General features: G+C 66.6%; 17 protein-coding genes. 8 read left to right on the plus strand and 9 right to left on the minus strand.

Features of this window, described 5'->3' with window-relative positions:
• Position 1: 1 nt before the first annotated feature.
• Entirely contained in the window at positions 2–1,168 is a 1,167-nt protein-coding gene (gene sucC, locus KOD61_RS11085) for an ADP-forming succinate--CoA ligase subunit beta (RefSeq protein ID WP_215218722.1), read from the minus strand.
• 169 nt (positions 1,169–1,337) lie between these two features.
• Between sucC and KOD61_RS11090 the strand changes: the two genes are divergently transcribed.
• Positions 1,338–2,960: a sensor histidine kinase gene (locus KOD61_RS11090; RefSeq protein ID WP_251370583.1), complete on the plus strand. Its 1,623-nt coding sequence runs from the start codon at positions 1,338–1,340 to the stop codon at positions 2,958–2,960.
• Positions 2,961–3,142: 182 nt separating this feature from the next.
• Here the strand turns inward: KOD61_RS11090 and KOD61_RS11095 are convergent, their stop codons facing one another.
• From KOD61_RS11095 to KOD61_RS11105, 3 genes are read right to left on the minus strand one after another with little or no spacing between them, the layout of a single operon-like run.
• A complete protein-coding gene (locus KOD61_RS11095) occupies positions 3,143–3,754 on the minus strand; it encodes a hypothetical protein (protein WP_215218724.1) in 612 nt (203 codons plus the stop codon).
• Entirely contained in the window at positions 3,751–4,716 is a 966-nt protein-coding gene (locus KOD61_RS11100) for a hypothetical protein (protein WP_215218725.1), read from the minus strand. Before KOD61_RS11100 ends, KOD61_RS11095 begins: the two co-directional genes overlap by 4 nt.
• Positions 4,709–7,702 carry a type VI secretion system Vgr family protein gene (locus tag KOD61_RS11105; protein ID WP_215218726.1) on the minus strand — a complete coding sequence of 998 codons (2,994 nt, stop codon included), beginning with the start codon at positions 7,700–7,702 and terminating at the stop codon, positions 4,709–4,711. Before KOD61_RS11105 ends, KOD61_RS11100 begins: the two co-directional genes overlap by 8 nt.
• A 183-nt stretch (positions 7,703–7,885) precedes the next feature.
• Between KOD61_RS11105 and KOD61_RS11110 the strand changes: the two genes are divergently transcribed.
• From KOD61_RS11110 to coaE, 6 genes are all read left to right on the plus strand, one after another.
• Entirely contained in the window at positions 7,886–9,286 is a 1,401-nt protein-coding gene (locus KOD61_RS11110) for a sigma-54-dependent transcriptional regulator (protein WP_215218727.1), read from the plus strand.
• Positions 9,287–9,581: 295 nt separating this feature from the next.
• Positions 9,582–10,010, plus strand: a complete 429-nt coding sequence (locus tag KOD61_RS13095; protein WP_215218728.1) for a pilin — start codon at positions 9,582–9,584, stop codon at positions 10,008–10,010.
• A 155-nt stretch (positions 10,011–10,165) separates the two neighbouring features.
• Positions 10,166–11,896 (plus strand): type IV-A pilus assembly ATPase PilB, encoded by a 1,731-nt coding sequence (gene pilB, locus KOD61_RS11120; RefSeq protein WP_215218729.1) that lies wholly within the window; start codon positions 10,166–10,168, stop codon positions 11,894–11,896.
• Between the two features lie 259 nt (positions 11,897–12,155).
• On the plus strand, positions 12,156–13,415 hold the full coding sequence (locus KOD61_RS11125; RefSeq protein WP_215218730.1) for a type II secretion system F family protein: 1,260 nt from the start codon (positions 12,156–12,158) through the stop codon (positions 13,413–13,415).
• 25 nt (positions 13,416–13,440) lie between these two features.
• A complete protein-coding gene (locus KOD61_RS11130) occupies positions 13,441–14,304 on the plus strand; it encodes a prepilin peptidase (RefSeq protein ID WP_215218731.1) in 864 nt (287 codons plus the stop codon).
• Positions 14,305–14,530: 226 nt separating this feature from the next.
• On the plus strand, positions 14,531–15,145 hold the full coding sequence (gene coaE, locus KOD61_RS11135) for a dephospho-CoA kinase (RefSeq protein WP_215218732.1): 615 nt from the start codon (positions 14,531–14,533) through the stop codon (positions 15,143–15,145).
• 101 nt (positions 15,146–15,246) lie between these two features.
• Here the strand turns inward: coaE and KOD61_RS11140 are convergent, their stop codons facing one another.
• From KOD61_RS11140 to KOD61_RS11150, 3 genes are all read right to left on the minus strand, one after another.
• A complete protein-coding gene (locus KOD61_RS11140) occupies positions 15,247–16,281 on the minus strand; it encodes a Nudix family hydrolase (protein ID WP_215218733.1) in 1,035 nt (344 codons plus the stop codon).
• A gap of 48 nt (positions 16,282–16,329) precedes the next feature.
• The gene (secA, locus tag KOD61_RS11145) at positions 16,330–19,083 is read right to left on the minus strand and encodes a preprotein translocase subunit SecA (RefSeq protein ID WP_215218734.1); all 2,754 of its coding nucleotides are present in this window, start codon (positions 19,081–19,083) and stop codon (positions 16,330–16,332) included.
• Positions 19,084–19,269: 186 nt separating this feature from the next.
• Positions 19,270–20,178: a M23 family metallopeptidase gene (locus KOD61_RS11150; protein WP_215218735.1), complete on the minus strand. Its 909-nt coding sequence runs from the start codon at positions 20,176–20,178 to the stop codon at positions 19,270–19,272.
• Positions 20,179–20,185: 7 nt separating this feature from the next.
• On the opposite strand from KOD61_RS11150, the gene KOD61_RS11155 reads away from it, so the two are divergent.
• Positions 20,186–20,626, plus strand: coding sequence for a DUF721 domain-containing protein (locus tag KOD61_RS11155; RefSeq protein ID WP_407074542.1), 441 nt, complete (start codon positions 20,186–20,188; stop codon positions 20,624–20,626).
• 237 nt (positions 20,627–20,863) lie between these two features.
• On the opposite strand, the gene lpxC is transcribed toward KOD61_RS11155, so the two are convergent.
• Entirely contained in the window at positions 20,864–21,775 is a 912-nt protein-coding gene (lpxC, locus tag KOD61_RS11160) for a UDP-3-O-acyl-N-acetylglucosamine deacetylase (protein ID WP_215218736.1), read from the minus strand.
• A gap of 305 nt (positions 21,776–22,080) precedes the next feature.
• Entirely contained in the window at positions 22,081–23,295 is a 1,215-nt protein-coding gene (ftsZ, locus tag KOD61_RS11165; protein WP_215218737.1) for a cell division protein FtsZ, read from the minus strand.
• Between the last annotated feature and the right edge of the window lie 31 nt (positions 23,296–23,326).

Consider the following 23,326-nt stretch of genomic DNA (forward strand, 5'->3'; position numbering starts at 1 on the left):
CTCACTTGCCCGAAACGGCGGCGACCGCCTTGCGGGCGCCATCGTTGATGTCGTCGGCCGGCGTGATCGCCAGGCCGGAGTTCTGCAGCAGCGCCTTGCCCTGCTCCACGTTGGTGCCTTCCAGGCGCACGATCACCGGGACCTTGACGTCGACTTCCTTGACCGCGGCGATGATGCCCTCGGCGATCATGTCGCAGCGCACGATGCCGCCGAAGATGTTGACGAAGATCGCCTCGACCTTGTCGCTGGACAGGATGAGCTTGAACGCCTCGGTCACGCGCTCCTTGGTGGCGCCGCCGCCGACATCGAGGAAGTTCGCCGGTTCGCCGCCGTTGAGCTTGATGACGTCCATGGTCGCCATCGCCAGGCCTGCGCCGTTGACCATGCAGCCGATGTTGCCGTCCATGGTCACGTAGTTGAGGTCGTGCTGGCTGGCCTTGACCTCGGTCTCGTCCTCCTGGCGGATGTCGCGCATGGCGACCAGGTCCGGGTGGCGGAAGTTGGCGTTGTCGTCGGAGTTGATCTTGCCGTCGAGCACCGCGAGGTTGCCGTCGGTGAGGATCGCCAGCGGGTTCAGCTCGACCAGCGCCAGGTCCTTCTCGTGGAACAGCTTGAACAGGCCGAGCATGATCTTGGCCAGCTGGTTGGCCTGCTTGGCGTTCAGGCCCAGGTCGAAGCCCAGTGCGCGGCACTGGTACGGCTGCAGGCCTTCGACGTAGTTGACGTTGATGGTCTTGATTGCGTCCGGGTTCTCCTCGGCGACCTGCTCGATGTCCATGCCGCCCTCGGCCGAGGCGATGAACGTGACCGACTGGGTCCCGCGGTCGACCAGCACGGAGAGGTACAGCTCCTTGTCGATGTCGGTGCCCTCGGAGATCAGCACCGTGTCGACCGGCAGCTCGACGCCGGCGGTCTGGTAGGTCGCCATCTTCGTGCCGAGCATCGCCGCGGCGTACTGCTTCACTTCATCAAAGTTCTTGGCCAGCTTGACGCCGCCGGCCTTGCCGCGGCCGCCGGCGTGGATCTGGGCCTTGACCACCCACAGGTCGCCGGGGATGGACTTGGCGGCCTCGACGGCCTCTTCGGGAGTGCGCGCGATGCGCCCGGCCGGCACAGCAATGCCGTATTCGGCAAACAGTTGCTTTGCCTGGTATTCGTGAAAGTTCATGCGTCACCGAGGGGAGTTGAAGAGTCACCCGACGCGGAGGCAACCGGCAGCGGCGCGGGCGCGAGGGGGCCGGCCATTGTCGCCGATCGGGCCGGGCCGGGCAAAACCCGGCCTGCAGGCCATGCTGTGCCTATACTCGCGCCGGGGTATCGATCCGGGGAAACCACGCTTGCCGCCAGCCATTGCGACCGACGCCGGGGACGCCGACAGCGCACTGCGCCGCGAATTGCATTTCTACACGCTGTACCGGCTGCTCGAGGCGATGATGCTGGTGCTGGTGCTGTTCGGGCCGGTCGCCGACATGCTCGGCCCGCCGCGCCACGAACTGCTGGCCCCGACCGTCGCCCTGTCCTACCTGGTCATGGCGGTGTTGCTGTTCGTGTTCGGCCGCCGCGGCGACCTTCGCGTTGCGACGCTGGCAGGTATCTCCACCGACCTGCTGTTCGGCCTGTTGGCCATCCATGCCGTGCCCGCGGCGGGTACCGGCATCGCCCTGATGCTGATGTTCAACGTCGGCGCCGCGGCGCTGCTGCTGCCCGCCCGTTACGGGCTGGGCGCGGCGCTCGTCGCGGTGGCCGGGATCATCGGCGAGTACGCGTGGACGGCACTGATCGACGAAACCGACCGGATGGTTGCCGAGCCGCTGATGTTCGCGGTCGCCTACCTCGCACTGGCCACGCTCACCAGCATCCTCGGTCGCCAGATGCGCGCGAGCTACGACCTGGCCGAGCGGCGTGGCGTCGAGACCGCCCACCTCACCGAGGTCAACGAACTGATCATCCGCCGGCTGCGCACCGGCGTACTGCTGGTCGACGGGCACAACCGCGTGCGCCTGGCCAACGAGGCCGCGACGCTGCTGCTGGGCGATGCCGGCGATGGCCACCGCGACCTCGGCGTCGCCCTGCCCGAACTCGCCCGGCGCCTGGCCGCCTGGCGCCAGGACGGCAAGGCCGACGAGACGCCGTTGCAGGTGGCGCCCGACCAGCCCGAAATCGTCCCGCGCTTCACCCGCCTGCTGGCCGGTAGCGACCAGACCCTGGTGTTCCTGGACGACACCTCGCTGGTGTCGCGCCGGGCCGAATCGATGACCCTGGCCACGCTCGGGCGTTTTTCGGCCAGCCTGGCCCACGAGATCCGTAACCCGCTCGCCGCGATCAACTACGCGGTGCAGTTGCTGGAGGAATCCGACGACGTCGCCACCGCCGACCGCCGCCTGCTGGAAATCATCCGCCAGCAGGGCGTGCGAATGAACGGCATCGTCGAGAACGTGCTCGGCCTGGCCCGGCGCGAACCGGCCAAGCCGGAGTATGTCGAGTTGGCCGGCTTCGTCCGCCACTTCGTCGACGACTACCGCGCCGGCCACCCGCTCGAGAACGACACCCTGCGCGCCAGCGCCGAACGGCCGCAGATCGCCGCACTGGTCGACCCTCGCCAGTTGCACCAGGTGCTGACGGTGCTGGTGCACAACGCCCTGACCTACGGCCGCATGCCCGGCGAGCCCGCCCGTGTGACCGTCCATGTCGAGCTGGACGGCCACCAGCAGCCGCTGATCGACGTCATCGACCGCGGCCCCGGCATCGCCGAGGGCGTCGCCCGGCAACTGTTCCGGCCGTTCTTCACTACCTCCGGCCACGGCACCGGACTGGGCCTCTACATCGCCCGCGAACTGTGCCGGGCCAACCAGGCGTCGTTGGACTTCGTGCCGCTGCCCGCGGGTGGAAGTTGCTTCAGGGTCCGGTTGTCGGGGGTTGGGGTGCGGAAGGGCGGTGGGACGACGTTCGACCCGAACTGATTCAAGACTGGAGCAAGCGCACTTCCGGTACTACCTGCCGGTCGATTCCCCTGCCCAAGGCGCTGATCCGCAGCATGGACGTAATAAAGGCTGCGGCCGGCATGGTCCAGCTGAGGGAAGCGGTCCTGCCGCGCCGCTACCGGGGTGGGGTCGATACCCAGCCCGCTGAGATCGGCGCCGATCTACTCATCCCGTGAGCGGCGCCTGGCGATCACTTCATAGTGGGAGCGGTTGCGGTCATCAGGGGGATCACAACGGAGCAGGTTTTCGTAGCTGTTATCAATTTGCTCCCCAAGCGCCTCGCTACCGGAAGCAACCTGTTGCGCAGTGACCCTCCAGGCACTTATGTCCACGAGCGCACCGCCGGTGGTCTCCCATTGTCCGTCGGGGCGCCATGCACCATCGCAGATGCTTCCGGTCTCACGGGCGTATACACAACCGGTCCGTACGGAGACAAACGTGCAGTAATAACGGTCATGCAGAATGGGTTGATCAGTACCATAAACCGCACCGGTTGCGACCTCGTGCAAGCGAACAATTTCATTGTTCGAGACCTGCATGGGTTCCACATCTTCGAAGTAGCCCTCCTGCGCACGTACGAGGCGAGCCTCCCCTGCGCTGCGCCCACCAAAGACGACCTCGCTGTATCTCCCCGGTCCAACTTCGCCACGGAAGAAAGGGCCCGTAGATTCCTTCGTCGGCTGTTCCTCTTGTGTCGTGACACTGGGCTCACCGACGCATGCCACCAAAAACAAGGTCAGTGCGGACAAACTCAAGCAGATGCCTCTGTTCATTGGAGTCGATCCTTCAACTTGCGATACCTCGCTCCCGCATCCGTCATGCGTCGAGCGGGAGCATAAAGCTCAATCAGCGCGGCTTCTGCCTCCGGATGGTTTGACCATTTCCTCGGGTCACGCCCCGGGTTCGCAGACTTCTCGAGCAGCCGGGTCAGCGCGGTTCGCAGATCGGGCACGACGTACGCCGGCCGGTTGATGTGATGATCAAGCGCCAGTGCCCTGCCTAGTTGTGAAGCGAAGTAGTCATCAAGGCGGAGACCGTCGCTGACCATCAAGCCCGAAACGAGCCTGAGACGCTTCACGAAATCCGACACTTGGAGAGCCTGGAATTCAGGCGATGCAATCGCGTGGACAATTGGATTAAGCGGTGCGCTGCTTTTCCGTCCACTGAAAGGCACCTCGAAGCCGGAACGGATGGTACTTTTCAATTTTGGACCGGTTTCGTCGCGATAATACATCCGCCAACCCTTGTCTTCCCTTTCCACCTTCCAACCGCAATTTTCGAACAGCCGCCGATAACGCTCAGGATACTTATCCTTGAAGGCTGCTACCTGCGCAGGGAACTCACCGTACCCGTTCGGGTTGATCGTTTTTTGCATTGCACCTGCAGTCAGAATCTCGCTGTCGTAGGATTGTACAGAATCGATATTTCCTTCATTGGGTGACATGGCGACGATGATGCGGCGCTCATCTCCCGTCAGTGCTACCTCGCTGGTTAACTGCTCCCATCCCGCAAAGTCTTCCAAGCCCAAACGGCCCCGATATCCCGGTCCACGCTGCCCTCCGTATTTCCAACTGGCGAAGATTTCTCCCAAACATTGGCCGCACGGGCACGGCTTTGGAACGGTCAGCACCTCTTCACTTCGGTCCGCAGCCGGTGCGAGCCGACTGACGGCCCGCCACGCCATTTCTCCGGGGCGAGCAAAGCTGTAGACCATCGGTCTGATCGTCTCAGTCATGGCCGCGATCTCCCTCGCCATCAAGAATTTCGACGGTCACTTCCTCAAATGACAACCCATGTTGTGTGGGAATCCGCCCTCTGGAGTCGGTGACCCCTCCAACCACGGCACCGTCCTGCCGCAAAAGCCTGTACGCCACGTTCGCTGCGGGCGTGCCGTCGTCGTATGTGATGGCGTATGCACGCGAAAACCGCGCCCCAGGCCACGAATTCATCTCCCGGCTCAGCTGCGCCGCTCCCACAAACGACTTCTTCCCCGCATGCACCTTGATCGCCCCGGGGCAGGCGACGCTGATATTCCCGCCTTCGATCGTGATGCTCGCACCGCCTTCGGTCGCCAGGTGCACGGCCTTGCCGGCGGCCAGTTCGACTTCGGCGCTGACACTTACGACCTTCAGTTGCTCCTTTGACTGCAGTTTGAGCAGGCCGTTCTGCGCCTCCAGCTGCAGCTCGCCCCCGGCACTCACCAGTGCCAGAGCGTGGCCGCCGGTCGGGGCACCCTCGACCGCCGCCCCCGCCAGCCACCCGATCGCCTGTCCGGCATGGATGCGCAGGTCACCGGCGACGGTCAGATTGCTATCCGCGCCGCTCGCTACGGTGAGCGTCTCGCCGGCGCTCCAGTGCAGGCTCTGGCCGGCAACGAGGCCAATACCTGCCGGCGCCGACAGGCCCAGCAGGGCGCCGCCGGTATGCGGGACGCGTCTTGCTCCGGCGGTGGACTTGCGTTGCCCGGCCTCCTTCTCGGCTTGAAGGTAATCGCTGCCGTCGACGGTAGTTGCCGCACTTGCCTGGAGGGCGGGCAGCGGAGCCAGTTCATCGCTCAGCATCGACTGGCCTGACCGGGCTGCACCCCGATGGGCGGCCAGTTTCACCGTCAGATGGGTGCCGGCAAGGTCGTTGAATGCCTGCGCCATCAGCGTCACCTGTTTGAGCAATGCGGTGGCCGCAACGTGTTCGCCCGCGGGTGCCCCGGGGTGGTTGGCATAGGCGCTGACCCATAACCCCCGCCGGCCACGGATGGCACCCCACTGGTCGGTCCGCAGCTCGAAGCCCTCACCGCGGAAACTGCCTCGGAAGTTGTCGGCCTGGTGGATCAGGTGACCGAGGTTGAGCTGGCTGGCGGCCTGGGTCGTGGCCAGCTGCAGGCGGAGCTGGCCGGTTGTGTCATCGAAGACCAGACGATTGTGACCGGTGCTGGAGAATTCCCGGCTCTTGAACCCCGACAGCGCCGCCCGGTTGCGATGGCCCGCACCGTCGCCGCTCATGCCATGCCAGGCAGGCGCATTGCCGCCGGCGAGGTCGCCCTGTGCGCTGGGGCGATGATCGCTGGCGAGGCCGAACTGGTCGTCCCGCGGTGCCGATGCCGACTCGCCCCCCGGCGTGGGTGGGACGCCGCCGTCGCCCTGGCCGTTGTAGAGGCTGCCGACCACGATCGGCCGGTCGATGTCGCCCTCGAGGAAGCCCACCAGCACTTCCTGCCCGGTTCGTGGCAGGAACTGGCTGCCGACGCCGGGACCGGCGTAGCGCTGGCTTACGCGCAGCCAGCAGCTGTCCGAGGCAGCTTCGGCACCCGGGTCGTGCTGGAAATGGAAGCGCACGCGCACCCGACCGAGCGTGTCGCTGTGCAGTTCCCCCGTCGTTCCCCCATCGGCGCCAACCACGATCGCGGTTTGGTAGCCGGGCGCAGTGGGCCGGGGGTTCATCCGCGCGCCGGTGCCGTCGGCCAGCACCGGGCGCCACGACACGGTTCGCGGCACCGCGGTGAAGGTGTTGCCGTGGCCAACCGCCTCGGCGCGCGCCCACACGGCCTCCCACGACACGCACGACGGTGCGTTCGAACCGGGTTCCAGCGTTATGGGGAGCCTGGGTAGCAGGTCGCGCAGCGTGTCGGGCAGGTTGTTGACGCCGGCCTGCTCCAGCGTGACCAGCAGTAGTTCGTCCGGCATCCCACCGACGAGGGCAGCGGCCCCGGTCCGCACCGCCAGCCAGCGACCGGCACGGAAGCTGCGGACAGTCGACTGGCCGATCCATTCTTCCCGGCGCGCCACGTCGGCATCGGCCATCAGTCGGGCGTAGCGCGCGGCCGCGGCATGGTCGGCGAAGGCGTAGGCGCCCGGCGGGTCGTAGGCCTCCAGGGCCGCGGTCGTGCCGGCACCCTGCCATAAAGGAGTTGTGATGCCCACTACCCCGCCTTTGTAGTCCGGGCTCACAAGCGTGATTGCACCCGAACCAATCCCGACGCAGCGGCCAAGCGCCTGGACGGCGTCGCTGGACTCGGCGGCGTCACTACGGTGGAACCGCACCCCGCCACCGAGCTCGGCGGTCGCGTCCTGCGGACATTCCGCGCTGCTCGCAAACACCACCAGCTGGTGCCCGGCCGCGGCATCGTCGGCCTCCTCGATGCGCCAACCCAAGCCTTCCTCGGCCAGCAGGCGGCTGACAAAGTCGAAATCGCTCTCCCGGTACTGCACGCAATAACTGCGCGGCCGCACATCCGCGAGGAACTGGCCGACCTCGTCAGCCACCCGCCAGGCGTCGTACGGCGCATAGCCGGCGAACACCGCTGCGAGGATCTCGAGCACCGTCCGATCCTGGAACACACGGCTGTGGCGCCCCTGCGTCAGCAGCCACGACCAGGGCACGAGACACAGCCGGTAGCGGGCCAGACCGCCGTCGGACCCGACGCAAACCGCCTCGCGGACCAGCCCCGTTCGCGGGATACGCGAACCGTCGGCGGCACGGGTCCAGAGCGTTGCCCGCTGGGCGACCAGGTCATCCAACGGCAGCGAGGCATCGACCGAAAACACGTCGACCCACCACTCGAACCCGTCGGACAAGGCATCCCGCCCCCACCAGCGATCCACCACCAGCATGTCGGCGATGCGCCCAAGCGGGCGCTCGAGATCAAGGGAATACAGGCGGTCGGCGCCGGTAAAGCGCGACAGCGCGGCCAGCACCGCGCCAGGAACAGAACTTCCGCTGTTCATTTGCACGTCTCTCCATAGACGGCCTAAAGCTTATCCGAACCCGGCCGATATCCGGTATCGGCCCGCCGTCGGGGCGTGCCCTGAGACACCCCGCGCACCGCCTCCAACCGGGCCGAAACGTGCGCCATTGCTGAAGTTTTGCCGTTGCAGCTTGTTAAGCTATCGTGACGGATGGAGGATCGGATGTCAGAAACCCGCAGTGCACTGGTGATCGACGACGAGCGCGACATTCGCGAGCTGCTCGTAATGACGCTTGGCCGCATGGGCCTGCGTTGCGACACCGCATCCAGTCTGGCCGACGCGCGCAACCAGCTTGCGCGCAACCGCTATGACCTGTGCCTGACCGACATGCGCCTGCCGGACGGCTCGGGCATCGACCTCATTGCCGAGATCACCCAGAAGTTCCCCAACACGCCGGTCGCGATGATCACCGCGTTCGGAAATGTCGAAGACGCGGTCGAGGCGCTGAAGGCGGGCGCGTTCGACTTCGTCTCAAAGCCCGTCGAGCTGACCGTGCTGCGTGACCTCGTCCGCCACGCGCTGGAGCTCAACGAACCGCATGCGCCCGCGGCCGACGCGGTCGCTTCGCGCCTGTATGGCGAGTCGCCGGCGATGACCACGCTGCGCCAGACCATTGGCAAGGTGGCCCGCAGCCAGGCACCGGTGTACATCGCCGGTGAGTCCGGCGTCGGCAAGGAGCTGGTCGCGCGCACCATCCATGCCGAAGGCGGCCGCGCCACCGGGCCGTTCGTGCCGGTCAACTGCGGCGCGATCCCGTCGGAGCTGATGGAAAGCGAATTCTTCGGCCACAAGAAGGGCAGCTTCACCGGCGCCCACGCCGATAAGCCGGGCCTGTTCCAGAGCGCCGACGGTGGCACGTTGTTCCTCGACGAGGTCGCCGAGCTGCCGCTGGCAATGCAGGTCAAGCTGCTGCGTGCCATCCAGGAAAAGTCGATCCGCCCGGTCGGTGCCAACGCCGAAGTCACCGTGGACGTCCGAATCCTGTCGGCGACCCACAAGGACCTGGCCCCGATGGTGGCCGACGGCCGCTTCCGCCAGGACCTCTATTACCGCATCAACGTGATCGAGTTGCGCGTGCCGCCGCTGCGCGAGCGCCGCGAAGACCTGCCGGGCCTGTGCGACAAGATCCTGACCCGCCTGTCCGGGCACCTCGACCGCCCCACGCCTCGGCTGGGTGACGATGCCATCGAAGCCCTGCAGCAGTACGCCTTCCCCGGCAACGTGCGCGAGCTGGAGAACATCCTCGAGCGCGCCCTGGCCCTGGCCGACGGCGACGTACTCGGCGCCGACGACCTGTCGCTGCCGCGACTGACCCCCGTCCCGCCGGCGGCGGCTCCGCAGACGCCGCAAGGTGCCGCGGCCGCCAATGGCATCGATCCGCGCACGGTCGACCCGCGCGACACCGCTACCAGCGCCCTGCCCTCGTACATCGAGGAGATCGAGCGCGCCGCCATCCAGCACGCGTTGCAGGAAAACCGTTACAACAAGACCCGCACCGCCGCGGCCCTGGGCATCACCTTCCGCGCGCTGCGCTACAAGCTCAAGAAGCTCGGGATCGACTGATCCGAGTGCGGCCCAGATGGGCCCGTAGGAGCGGCTTCAGCCGCGATCCAAGCCCGCAAAGTGACCCCCCGCGTCACCTCGCAACACCCGACTAGCCCCTCCGCGTCACCCTCGCCGACGCAGTCCCGGCCCAATCGTGACGGGCTCTCCAGTTCACGACACAAAGCCTCAAGAAATGGAGTTGGCACGCTTGGTGCGTAGTCTAATTGGCACGTGCCACTGAGCACGGCAGCCCGAGGACCGGAACGCTGGTTCAGACGGCACGTGAAGTACCATCACTCCTAGGGGAAACATCATGAAGAACCAGAAGGGCTTTACCCTCATCGAACTGATGATCGTCGTTGCGATCATCGCCATCCTGGCCGCCATTGCTCTGCCGGCTTACCAGGATTACACCGCTCGCGCGCAGGCTTCCGAAGCGCTCACCGCGACGGGCGGAACGCGGGCCGACATCGCTGTTTCGGTTGCGGAGAATGACGCTTTTCCGGCCGCAGGTGACCCGGTGATCGCCGCAACCGCCCTTCTCGATGGCAAGTACTTTGCCGCTGGTGGCGCAACTCTGGCCCCCGATACCGGCGTCATCTCGGTTGTCTTCGACGATGGCGCCCTCAATGGCCAGACGATGACGATCACCCCGGCACTCTCCGCCAATGGTGATCAGATTTCGGGGTGGACTTGCGCGGGTCTCACGAAGGCCTCCCACATCCCGTCGGGCTGCCGCTGATGCGGAGCTCGTGAACGATCGCTTATTGCGTGCGTCACGAGCACTTCGCTGCGAAAAACAACAAACCCCGCTTCGGCGGGGTTTGTTGTATCTGTACCTGCATCTGTGAGATCTAAGTCCAGCAGGCTACACCCGCAAGTCGTAGGAGCCCGATAATGAATACCGCCACATATGCCAACCTCGTAGGAATCACTGGTCTCGCCCGCAGACTCGTCATGGACGGCGCGCTTGACGAGGCAAAGGCACGAGAGGCAATGGCTGGTGCGTCGGCGGAAAAGAAACCCATCGCGACGTACCTCACCGAGTATCGGATGGCGTCGCCATCCCAACTCGCGGCAGCAAACTCGGTCGAGTTCGGCGTGCCTTTGTTCGATCCCGCGGCAATGGACCCTGAGCAGGCCGCGGTCACGCTGGTTAAAGAAGAGCTTCTCCGCAAGCATTGCGTGCTACCGCTGTACAAGCGTGGCAACCGGCTGTTCGTCGGCATCAGTGAACCGACCAATACCCAGGCACTGGATGAGATCAAATTCCAGACCAATCTTTCGGTCGAAGGCGTTCTGGTCGATGAAGAAAGCATCCGTCGCCACATCGACCGCTGGTTGGAGTCGGCCGACACCCTCGGCGACAGCATGGGCGGGGACGACGAGGGGCTGGACACGCTGGAGGTCGGCAGCGACGAAGACGTCGCAGGCGGCGACGCAGGCGTCGACGCCAAGACCGACGACACCCCGGTCGTCAAGTTCATCAACAAGGTGCTGGTCGACGCTATCCGCCGCGGCGCCTCGGACATCCACTTCGAGCCCTACGAGACCGAGTACCGGGTGCGCCTGCGCATCGACGGCCTGCTCAAGCAGGCGGCCAGGGTGCCGGTGAAGCTGCAGCAGCGCATCGCCGCGCGCTTGAAGGTGATGGCGCAGCTGGACATCGCCGAGAAGCGCGTGCCGCAGGACGGCCGCATCAAGCTCAACCTCAGCAAGACCAAGCAGATCGACTTCCGCGTGAGCACGCTGCCGACCCTATTCGGCGAGAAGATCGTGCTACGCATCCTCGACAGCAGCGCCGCCAAGCTCGGCATCGAAAAACTCGGCTACGAGGACGACCAGCGCGAACTGTACCTGGCCGCGATCGCGAAGCCCTACGGCATGGTGCTTGTGACCGGCCCCACCGGCTCGGGTAAGACCGTGTCGCTGTACACCGCACTGAACATCCTCAACGACGAGACCCGCAACATCTCCACGGTCGAAGACCCGGTCGAAATCCGCGTGCCGGGCATCAATCAAGTGCAGATGAACGTCAAGCGCGGCATGACCTTCGCCGCCGCGCTACGCAGCTTCCTGCGCCAGGACCCGGACGTGATCATGGTCGGCGAGATCCGCGACCTGGAGACCGCCGAGATCGGCATCAAGGCCGCACAGACCGGCCACATGGTGCTGTCGACCCTGCACACCAACGACGCACCGCAGACCATCGCGCGCCTGATGAACATGGGCGTGGCGCCATTCAACATCACGTCGTCGGTGACCCTGGTGGTGGCCCAGCGCCTGGCGCGCCGGCTGCACGCCTGCAAGCGCGAGGTGCACCTGCCCGAGCACGCTCTGCTGGCGGAAGGGTTCACCGCGGAGGAGATCGCCAGTCCGGACTTCCACATCTACGAGGCCGTGGGCTGCCCGGACTGTACCGAGGGCTACAAGGGCCGGACCGGCATCTACCAGGTGATGCCGATGAGCGACGAGATCCAGGAGATCGTGCTGGCCGGAGGCAACGCGATGCAGATTGCGGATGCCGCCCAGAAGGCCGGGATCCGTGACCTGCGGCAGTCGGCGTTGATGAAAGTACGCAACGGGGTGACAAGCTTGGCAGAGATCAACCGCGTGACCAAGGATTAGCGAGTCCGTAGGAGCGGCGTCCGCTGCGATCGGACCATCGCCCGCACGCACCGGACCGATCGTCGCGGCTGAAGCCGCCCCTACTGTGACCGGGGTTGCTATCCCGACGCGGTAGGTCAGGATATGCTGGCAAACGGCATACCCGGCCGAGCCGCCGGAGATGTCGACCGGTCGCGGCGGGGAGCCGTGAACTGAACGGGGAAGGTGCGCCGCGGCGCATCGCACTGCTGCAACAACCAAGCGTTACTGGGGGCCAACCATGTCCGCGACCCGATCCGCCGCCAAGCCGAGCACTCCCGTGCGTCGTGCAGAGGCACTGTCGATGTTTGTCTGGGAGGGCACTGACAAGCGCGGTGTCGTGATGAAAGGCGAGCAGGTGGCGAAGAACGCCAACTTCTTGCGCGCCGAACTACGTCGACAGGGCATCACGCCGAAGGTGGTGAAGCCCAAGCCCAAGCCGCTGTTCGGCAGTGCCGGCAAGCCGGTCACTCCGTTGGACATCGCCATCTTCAGCCGCCAGATCGCGACGATGATGAAGGCAGGCGTACCGATCGTCGGCGCCTTGGAGATTATCTCCAGCGGCAACAAGAATGTTCGGATGCAGAAGATGGTCAACGCCATCCGCGCCGATGTGGAGAGCGGCTCTTCGCTGAGCGAGTCGATCGGCAAGCATCCCGTCCAGTTCGATGAGTTGTATCGAAATCTGGTCCGGGCCGGCGAGTCGGCCGGTGTTCTTGAAACCGTGCTAGACACCGTCGCGACCTACAAGGAAAACCTGGAGGCGCTGAAAGGTAAAATCAAGAAAGCGCTCTTTTACCCTGCAATGGTTATGGCGGTTGCTTTATTGGTGAGTGCGATCCTGCTGATCTTTGTCGTCCCGACTTTCGAAGATGTTTTCCAAGGATTTGGCGCGGATCTCCCCGCATTTACTCAGATGGTGATCGGCTTGAGCGACTTCATGGTCGCTTGGTGGTGGCTGATCGCGCTGGGCCTTGCAGGCGCTGGTGTTGCAACCGTTATGGCGTTCAAACGGTCGACCGCCTTCCAACACTTCGTCGATCGTATGGTCCTCAAACTGCCGGTGATCGGTCAGATCATGCACAACTCGTCGATCGCACGGTTCGCCCGTACTCTTGCGGTGACCTTCAAGGCCGGCGTGCCGCTTGTGGAGGCACTAGATACGGTCGCCGGTGCTACGGGCAACACCGTATATGAGGAGGCAGTCTTCCGCGTTCGTGACGACGTCGCCGTGGGATATCCGGTGAACATGGCGATGAAGCAGACCAATCTGTTCCCGCACATGGTGGTCCAAATGACCGCCATCGGTGAAGAGGCCGGTGCGCTGGATACCATGCTGTTCAAGGTCGCCGAGTTCTACGAACAGGAGGTCAACAATGCGGTCGACGCGCTCTCCAGCCTGCTCGAACCGTTGATCATGGTTTTCCTCGGCGTGATCGTGGGTGGCATGGTGATCGCCATGTACCTCCCGATCTTCAAGCTCGGCGCAGTGGTCGGCTAAGCTCGGCTCGATGGCTCGCAACTAGATGGCATTCCTCGACCAGAACCCCGAAATCGGCTTCCCGCTGGCAGCCGGTTTCGGCCTCCTCCTGGGCAGCTTCCTCAACGTCGTGATCCTTCGCCTGCCGCGCCGGCTGGAGTGGCAGTGGAAGCGCGACGCGCACGAGATCCTGGAAGAGCCGGACACCTACGATCCGCCGCCACCCGGCATCGTGGTGGAGCGCTCGCACTGCCCGCACTGCAAGCACCAGCTATCGTGGTACGAGAACATCCCGGTGTTCAGCTGGCTCGCCCTGCGTGGCAAGTGCCGCAACTGCAAGGCGCCGATCTCGGCGCAGTACCCGCTGGTCGAACTGCTGACGATGGTGCTGATGGTTGCCTGCGTCTGGCGCTTCGGCTTTGGCTGGCAGGGCTTCGGGGCGATGGTGTTCACCGGCTTCCTGATCGCGCTGTCGGGCATCGACCTGCGCACGCAGTTGTTGCCGGACCAGCTGACGTTGCCCTTGATGTGGCTGGGTCTGATTGCTGCCGTCGACAACCTCTACATGCCGGCCAAGCCGGCACTGATCGGCGCAGTGGTCGGTTACCTGAGCCTGTGGATCGTGTGGTGGGTGTTCGAGCAGCTCACCGGCAAGGAAGGCATGGGCCACGGGGACTTCAAGCTGCTGGCCGCCATCGGTGCCTGGACCGGGCTCAATGGGATCCTGCCGACCATCCTGTTGTCGTCGCTGGTCGGTGCCATCCTCGGTTCGATCTGGCTGGCGGCCAAGGGCCGCGATCGCGCCACGCCGATTCCGTTCGGCCCCTACCTGGCCGTCGCCGGCTGGATCGCGTTCTTCTGGGGCGACGCGATGGTGAACGGCTACATGCGTTACGCCGGGCTGGGCTAAGGCGCTCGGCCGCACCTCGTAGGACGTGCCGGGGCGCGTAGGAGCGCGTAGGAGCGACGTAAGTCGCGACCCAATGACCTCGGCCGGCCACGTCGATCAACGCGCTACCCCGTGACGGCATCGGCATCCCGCTTAGAGCATCGTTCAGCCCATCGTCAGTGGGTCGCGACTGACGTCGCTCCTACGGCGTGGTGGGTGGGGTGGGCGGCGTGGCATCCTGCGCGGCATGAGCGATTACATCATCGGGGTGACGGGCGGGATCGCGTCAGGCAAGAGCGAGGTTACGCGGCGCTTCGAAGCGCTCGGCATCGTCGTGGGGGACGCGGACGTTGCGGCGCGCGCGGCGGTGGCGCCGGGATCACCGGGGCTGGCGGAGGTGCGTGCGGCATTCGGCAATGAGGTCATCAATGCCGACGGCACGCTCGACCGCGCGGCAATGCGGCAGCGGGTGTTCGTCGACCACGCGGCGCGCCAGAAACTCGAGGCCATCATCCATCCGCGCGTCCGGCAAGCGCTGCGGGACCAGTGCGATGAAGCGCCGGGCCCCTATGCCATTGCCGCCATCCCGTTGTTGGCGGAAGGCGGTGGGCGCAAGTCGTATCCATGGCTTGACCGTATCCTGGTCGTCGACGTCCACATGGCGGTCCAGCGCGAGCGGGTCATGCGGCGGGACGCGGTCGATGCGGCGCTGGCGGAGTCGATGATCGCGGTGCAGGCCACACGCGAGCAACGGCTGGCGATCGCAGACGACGTGATCGTCAACGATGGGACTGTCGGGGAGCTGGATGCGCACGTCGCGGCGCTGGATGGGCTGTACCGGGCGCTGGCGGCGCCGAGTTAGCACCCTGCTCCTGTAGGAGCGGCTTCAGCCGCGATCGCGGTTTCGACGCTTGCGTGACACGACGATCGCGGCTGAAGCCGCTCCTACACAAGCGGGCTGGGTCAGGCGTCGGGCCATAGGCTGCGGATCGCCGCGATGCCTTGCGCGCCGTGCTGGCGCGCTTCGGTGAGATCGGCCCGGCCAAGGCCGCCAATCGCGTAGAGGGGGATGGCGACCTGTTCGCGCAGGTGGGCGAAGCCGTCCCAGCCGATCCCGGGTCGGCCGGGGTGGCTCGGTGTCTCGCGCAGGTTGCCGACCACGGCGAAATCGCAACCCAGAGCCTCGGCGGCCTTAAGGTCGTCGGCGGTGTGACATGACGCGGCCAGGAGGACTTCCGGCCCGACCGGCCGGCTACCAAGCCGATGCAGTTGCGATGCTTGCAGATGCAGGCCGGCGCCGTGCGCACGTGCGAGTTCGGCGTCGCCGTTGACCAGTACGTCCGCACCGGCCTTGCGACACAGCCGCGCCGCCTGCTCGACCAGGCCGGGCCAATCGACCCCACCGCCCTGCCCGCCGGCAACGGCCGCGCCGGTCTCCCGCCAGGCACCGCCGTGACGCAGGTGGACCCGCCGGATACCCCCGGCCAGCGCCTGACGGAGTGTCTCCAGCCAACTACCGACATCCGCCTCAGGCGCCGGCGTAACGAGGTACTCGGCCGGCTCCCCCAGTGCGGCGACCACCGGGCGGTCCGCCGGCGGCATCGCGTAGCTGGCGAGCTTGTGCGGCGGCACCCAGGCCAGCGCCTGGCCTTCCCGACCGCGGGCGGTGCCGTGCCATTCGCGGATGCGGCGCACGTCGAGCCGCAAGCGCTTGTGCGGGTAAGCCTGCGGCACGGCGATCACCGGGTCGCCGACTTCGGCCTCGATGCCGAGCTCTTCGTGCAGTTCGCGCGCCAGCGCCGCCTCCGGCGTCTCACCGGGTTCGCGCTTGCCGCCGGGGAATTCCCACAGGCCGGCCAGGTCACGGCCCTCGGTGCGGCGGGTCAGCAGTATCCGGCCGCGCGCGTCATGGATGACGCCGGCGACGACCTCGATAGCAGTCGCCGGCGGGGCTACCGCCGGGTCCCCGACCGCCGCTGGCGCAGGGTCGTCAGGCATCAGCGAGGACGCCTGCGCCCGGCCCCGGCCGGCGATGACCAGCCTCTGTCAGGCCAACTGTCCATGGCAGTGCTTGTACTTCTTGCCGCTGCCGCACGGGCACGGATCGTTGCGACCGACATTGGCGAAGGCCTGGTTGCCCTGCGCGTTGCCGGCCTGCGCCGCGGCCTGCGCCTGCTGCGCCTCCTCGTCGGCGCCGAGACCGCCCGCATCGGCGTGCTGGAACTGCATCTGCCGGGCCCGTGCCTCGGCCTGCGCGCGCTCCTGCGCCTCCATCGCGGCAATCTCCTCCTCGGAGCGGATCCGGACGCGGGCCAGCAGGGTCACGACCTCGCGCTTGACCTTCTCCAGCATGTCGCTGAACAGCTCGAAGGCCTCCTTCTTGTACTCCTGCTTGGGCTGCTTCTGGGCATAGCCGCGCAGGTGGATGCCCTGTCGCAGGTAGTCCATCCGCGCCAGATGCTCCTTCCAGCTCTGGTCGAGCACGTTCAGCATGATGTGCTTCTCGAGCATGCGCATCGTCTCCGGGCCGAGCTGCTGCTCGCGCGCCTGCACATGGCTGGCCACCGCCGCCTCGACGTGCTCGGCGATGCCTTCGTCGTCGATTTCCGAGCGGCTGGCGACCAACCCCTGCAGGTCCACCTGCAGGTTGAACTCCTCCAGCAGCGCGGCTTCCAGCCCCGGCAGGTCCCATTGCTCGTCGACCGAACCGGGTGGGACAAAGCGCGCGGTGGTCTCGGCGACGACGTCCTCGCGGATGCCGTCGATGTTCTCCTTCACGTCCTCGGCGTCGAGCAGCTCGTCGCGCTGGCCGTAGATGACCTTGCGCTGGTCGTTGTTGACGTCGTCGAACTCCAGCAGGTTCTTGCGGATGTCGAAGTTGTGGGCCTCGACCTTGCGCTGGGCGTTGGCGATCTGCTTGCTGACCAGCGGCGACTCGATGATGTCGTCTTCCTTCAGGCCCATCCGCGCCATCACCTTCTGAACCCAGTCGGCGGCGAAGATGCGCATCAGGTTGTCTTCCAGCGACAGATAGAACCGGCTGGAGCCCGGGTCGCCCTGGCGGCCGGCGCGGCCGCGCAACTGGTTGTCGATGCGGCGGGACTCGTGGCGCTCGGTGCCGACGATGTGCAGGCCACCGGCCGCCTTGACCGCCTCGTGGCGCTCGCGCCATTCGGCCTTCAGGCGCTCACGGGTGGCGTCGTCGACCGGCGCACCGGTCTCGGCCTCGAGCTGCTCGACCTCGTTCTCCCACGATCCGCCCAGCACGATGTCGGTGCCGCGGCCGGCCATGTTGGTGGCAATCGTGATCGCTCCCGGGCGGCCGGCCTGGGCGACGATCACGGCCTCGCGCTCGTGCTGCTTGGCGTTGAGGACCTCGTGGTGGATGCCTGCCTCGGTCAGCTGCTGGCTGAGCATCTCCGAGACCTCGATCGAGGTCGTGCCGACCAGCACCGGCTGGCCCTTGGCATTGGCCTCCTTGATCTCGGCCAGTACCGCGCGGTACTTGCCGGCGCGGTTGAGGAACACCGCGTCGGGGTGGTCCTTGCGCTGCACCGGGCGGTTGGTCGGGATGACGATGACCTCCAGCCCGTAGATGGTCTGGAACTCGTAGGCCTCGGTGTCCGCCGTGCCGGTCATGCCGGCCAGCTTGTTGTACATGCGGAACAGGTTCTGGAAGGTGATGCTGGCCAGCGTCTGGTTCTCGCGCTGGACCGGCACGCCCTCCTTGGCCTCGACCGCCTGGTGCAGGCCGTCGGACCAGCGGCGCCCGGCCAGGGTGCGGCCGGTGAACTCGTCGACGATCACCACCTCGCCGTCGCGGACGATGTAGTCCACGTCGCGCTGGTAGATCGCGTGGGCGCGCATCGCGGCGTTGAGGTGGTGGACGACGCTCAGGTTCTGCGGGCTGTAGAGGCTGCCCTCCTCGTCATCGCCGTTGAGGATGCCGGCCTCGCGCAGCAGCGCCTCGGCGTGCTCCTGGCCACCTTCCGACAGGTGTACCTGCTTGCCCTTTTCGTCGACCCAGTAATCGCCGACGCCGTCCTCGACCTGCTGGCGGACCAGCTTGGGGACGATCCGGTTGACCTTGATGTACAGCTCCGGCGAGTCGTCTGCCGGGCCCGAGATGATCAGCGGCGTGCGGGCCTCGTCGATCAGGATCGAGTCGACCTCGTCGACGATCGCGTAGTTGAGTCCACGCTGGAAACGGTCGCCCTTCGACAGCGCCATGTTGTCGCGCAGGTAGTCGAAGCCGAACTCGTTGTTGGTGCCGTAGGTGATGTCGGCGTTGTAGGCGGCCGCCTTGTCGCCGTGCGGCATGCCCGGGTAGACCACCCCGACCGACAGGCCCAGCCAGTTGTACAGCTTGCCCATCCACGCCGAGTCGCGCCGGGCCAGGTAGTCGTTGACGGTGACAACGTGGACGCCGTCGCCGGTCAGGGCGTTGAGGTAGACCGGCAGGGTCGCGACCAGGGTCTTGCCCTCGCCGGTACGCATCTCGGCAATCTTGCCCAGGTGCAACACCATGCCGCCGATCAGCTGCACGTCGTAGTGGCGCATCCCGAGGACGCGGCGGCTGGCCTCGCGGCAGACCGCGAAGGCCTCGGGCAGGATCTTGTCGAGCGACTCGCCGTTCTTCAGGCGCTGCTGGAACTCCGGGGTCTTGGCCTGCAGTTCGGCGTCGCCGAGCTTCTCCATTTCCGGCTCGAGCGCGTTGATCCGGGTGACCGAACGTTGCAGCTGGCCCAGCAGGCGGTCGTTACGGCTGCCGAAGACGCGGGTAAGCAGGTTGTTGAGCATGGATTGTCCGAAGTCAGGTGTTCATCGCCGGGGCATGCCGCCTAAACGGCAACGGGGCGCGAGGGCGCCCCGTCGTGGCGAAACGTTCATTCTAGCGTGGGGGGGGCGGGACCGCGTATCAAGGGGGTCGGCGGGGCCACAACGCAGAAGGCCCGCGTCTCCGCGGGCCTTCCGTGATTGCCGGGCTCAGCCCCGCAGCGGCGAGCGCTGTTCCAGGAACTGGCGGGGGTTGACCACCCGGCCGTTCTGCCAGACCTCGAAGTGCACGTGGGCACCGGTCGAGCGGCCGGTGGAGCCGGCCTTGGCGATCTCCTGCCCGGCCCGGACCAGCGAACCGACCTTCTGGGTCAGCCGCGAGTTGTGCGCATAGCGGGTCACGAAACCGTTGCCGTGGTCGATCTCGACCGTGTTGCCGTAGCCCGAGCGGCTGCCCGAGAAGCTCACCACGCCGTCGGCCACCGCGTTCACCGGGTCGCCCACGTCGGCTTCGAAATCGATGCCCTTGTGGAACTGGCGGCCACCGCGGATCGGATCAGCGCGCCCACCGAAGCTGGAGGTGATGTAGCTGTTGATCGGCTCGCGCGACGGCACCGAGTTCATCTCGAGCTGGCGGTTGAACAGCAGCGACTCGAGCACCGAGAGCTGCTCACCCGACGCCTTGAACTGCGCGTCCAGCATGGCCATGCCGCTGTCGAGCTCGGCCTTGGGCATGTCCTCGACTTCGCCGTCGCCACCGATCGCGACCGGCTTGTTGAAGTCGAACTCGCCGTCCTGCAGCTGGCCGATGCGGGTCAGGCGCTCGCCGAGGGCGTTGAGGCGGTTGGCCTCGGCCTGCAGCTCGCCGAGGCGCGCCGCCAGGGCATTGACCTCGCGCTGGGCGTCATCCTGGATCGCTTCGATCCGGACCTGCTGCTGCTCGACCTGGGCCCGCAGCGCCATGTTGCCGGCGATGCCGCCACCGGCGCCGATCGCCAGCCCGCTGCCGAGCAGCAGGGCCGCGGCGGCACCCGGGCGACGGGCGCCGGCATTGGCGGCCTGCCGGGCCACGGAGGCCAGCAGGTCGCGTGATTTGTTTACGATGTCGATATAGGTCATATGTCCGATGTCTGAATTCAAGCCCAGTCCGCGCCGTCCCTCGTCCCCCGTCGCCGCGCTCGATGCGCTGCTGGCGGAGCCCGCTGGCGACCCGATTCGTCGTGCCATGTGGCTTGACGAGCTGGACCGTCGGTTACGCCCCCTCCTGCCGTCCCCGCTGGCCGCGCATGCGCGGCTGGCGAACTACGAGCGCGGCAGGCTCGTGTTTGTGGTCGATGCCCCGGTGTGGCGGGCGAAACTGCGCCTGCTTGCCCCGGAACTGCTCGATGCCGCCCGATCCATCGGGTTGGCCGCGGTGGAGTTCGTCGTCAAGACGAGCCTTGTCTCCGCTTCGCCGCCCCCTGCGCCGCGGAACACCGTGACCATGTCGCCGGCCGCAAAGGAAGCCCTGCAGGCCGCACTGGCGTCGTTGCGCCCGGGAAACCCCGGCTCCGACGGCAGCGAGTGACCCTTGTGCGGTAGGTGCATGCCCGTTGGCGCGCCTCCTGCCGTGAAGACCAAGTGATCACCGACGGGGCATGCTAAGCCCCTGAATCGCCGGTTTTGTTAAGGAACCCGAAGAATTTCGCAAAAATGCCGTTAACACGTCACGGGGTATTCACATCCGTGACGGGGGACACCCACGAGTGGGGCGGGATCGGCATTTGCGGTCCGGCGGAGCGCCGGCGGGGGACTTTCCGCGGCCTCAGACGGCGGGGGCAGGCCGGTAGGACGCGGGCACCGGGTCCTGTTCGCCCGGGAAGGTGACGATCTCCCAGGCCGATTGCTCGGCCATCAGGGCGCGCACCAGCTGGTTGTTGAGCGCGTGGCCGGACTTGTAGCCCTCGTAGGCGCCGAGGATGGCGTGGCCGGCCAGGTACAGGTCGCCTACGGCATCCAGGATCTTGTGTCGGACGAACTCGTCGACGTAGCGCAGGCCGTCCTCGTTGAGGACACGGAACTCGTCCAGCACGATCGCGTTGTCCATCGAGCCGCCCAGCCCGAGGTTGCGCTCCCGCATGTACTCCAGGTCGCGCATGAAGCCGAACGTGCGGGCGCGGCTGACTTCCTTGATGTAGTTGGCGGTCGAGAACTCGACCTCGGCGCGGGACTGGGCGGCCGGGATCGCCGGGTGGTTGAACACCACCGTGAAACCGAGCCGAAAGCCGTCGTAGGGCTCGAACCGGGCGACCTTGTCTCCGTCGCGTACTTCCACCGGCCGGGTGATGCGGATGAACTTCTTCGGCACGTCCTGCTCGGCGACGCCGGCGGACTGCAGCAGGAACACGAACGGGCCGGCCGAGCCGTCCATGATCGGCACCTCGGCCGCGGACAGCTCGATATAGCAGTTGTCGATGCCGAGCCCGGCCAGCGCCGAGAGCAGGTGCTCGACCGTCATGACCTTGCCGCCTTCACGGCTGAGCCCCGTGCACAGCACGGTCTCGGTCACCAGGTCGGCGCGGGCAGGCAACTCGAGCACCGGGTCCAGGTCGACCCGGCGGAACACGATGCCGGCATCGACGGGCGCAGGGCGCAGGGTGAGGAACACCTTCTCGCCGCTGTGCAGGCCCACGCCGGTGGCGCGGATGATGTTCTTGAGGGTGCGCTGGCGCAGCATGGGCAGTGCGGACTTCCTGTTGCCGGGGGCACGCCGCGGCCGGACGCGCGAAACGGCTCGGTCAGGCGGAGATGTCCGGAATATTACCAATCCGGAAAACCGCGCAAGATTAACATGCAGGCAGCTGAATCTGAACGGAAAATCCCGCGGGAAGGCGGGGTCGCCGTCACACCACGGCGCGCGCGGCGGCTAAATCGGCCGGCCGCCCGGGGCACGGGCGACCGACCCAATCGCCCCGGGCATGGGGACCCCGGGGCCAAGGTGACGCGACTTGCGGCGCGCCTGTTACGGACGTGGCGAAGCGGTCAGTCGGCCTGGCGGCGCAGGAACGCCGGGATGTCCAGGTAGCTGTCGTTGCCGAAGTCGGCCGCCGCGGCCGCCGGTGCCGGGGCCGCTTCGTGCCGGCCGCTGCTGCGCAGCCCGCTGGTGAACCCCGGGGCCGACGCCGGTGCGACCGCGTCTTCGATCGGGAACTCCGGCTGGCCGGTGGTGGCGTTGCGGACCAGCTGGATCGGCGCGCGGTTGAGCTGCTCGTTCGGCTTGCCCTGGCGGGCGACGGCGCGATTGAGCCCGGTGGCGACCACGGTGACCTTGACCTCGTCCTGCATGTCCGGGTCGAGCACGGTGCCGAGCACCACGGTCGCATCCTCGGACGCGAACGCCTCGATCGTGCGGCCGACCTCGTCGAACTCGGCCATCGTGAAGTCCGGACCGGCGGTGATGTTGACCAGGATGCCGTTGGCGCCCGACAGGTTGACGTCGTCCAGCAGCGGGTTCTGCACCGCCGCCTCGGCCGCGGCCTGGGCACGGTCGTCGCCGCGGGCCGAACCGCTGCCCATCATCGCCAGGCCCATCTCGGACATGACGGTGCGCACGTCGGCGAAGTCGACGTTGATCAGGCCCGGGCGCACGATCAGGTCGGCGATGCCCTGCACGGCGCCCAGGAGCACGTCGTTGGCGGCGCGGAAGGCCTGGATCATCGTGGCGTTGCGACCGAGCACGGTGATCAGCTTCTCGTTGGGGATGGTGATCAACGAGTCGCAGTGGTGGCTCAGCTCCTCGATGCCCTTGAGCGCGACCTGCATGCGGCGGCGGCCCTCGAACGGGAACGGCTTGGTGACCACCGCGACGGTCAGGATGCCCATCTCCTTGGCCAGCTGCGCCACCACCGGCGCGGCGCCGGTGCCGGTGCCACCGCCCATGCCGGCGGTGATGAACACCATGTCGGCGCCCTGCATTGCGTCCATCAGGCGCTCGCGGTCCTCCAGCGCGGCCTGGCGGCCGACCTCCGGGTTCGCGCCCGCGCCCAGGCCCTTGGTGACGTTGCTGCCCAGCTGCAGCTGCAGCTTGGCGCCGCAGTTCTTGATCGCCTGCGAGTCGGTGTTGGCGGTGATGAATTCCACCCCGTCGACGTTGTTGCTGACCATGTGGGCGACCGCGTTGCCGCCGCCACCGCCGACGCCAACCACCTTGATGGTCGCGTTCGGGGCCATGTTCTCTACCAGTTCAAAGTGCGCCATGTCCGTGTCCTCGTATGTCTAGTTATGTGGT

The organism is Lysobacter luteus (assembly GCF_907164845.1).
GTDB lineage: Bacteria > Pseudomonadota > Gammaproteobacteria > Xanthomonadales > Xanthomonadaceae > Novilysobacter > Novilysobacter luteus.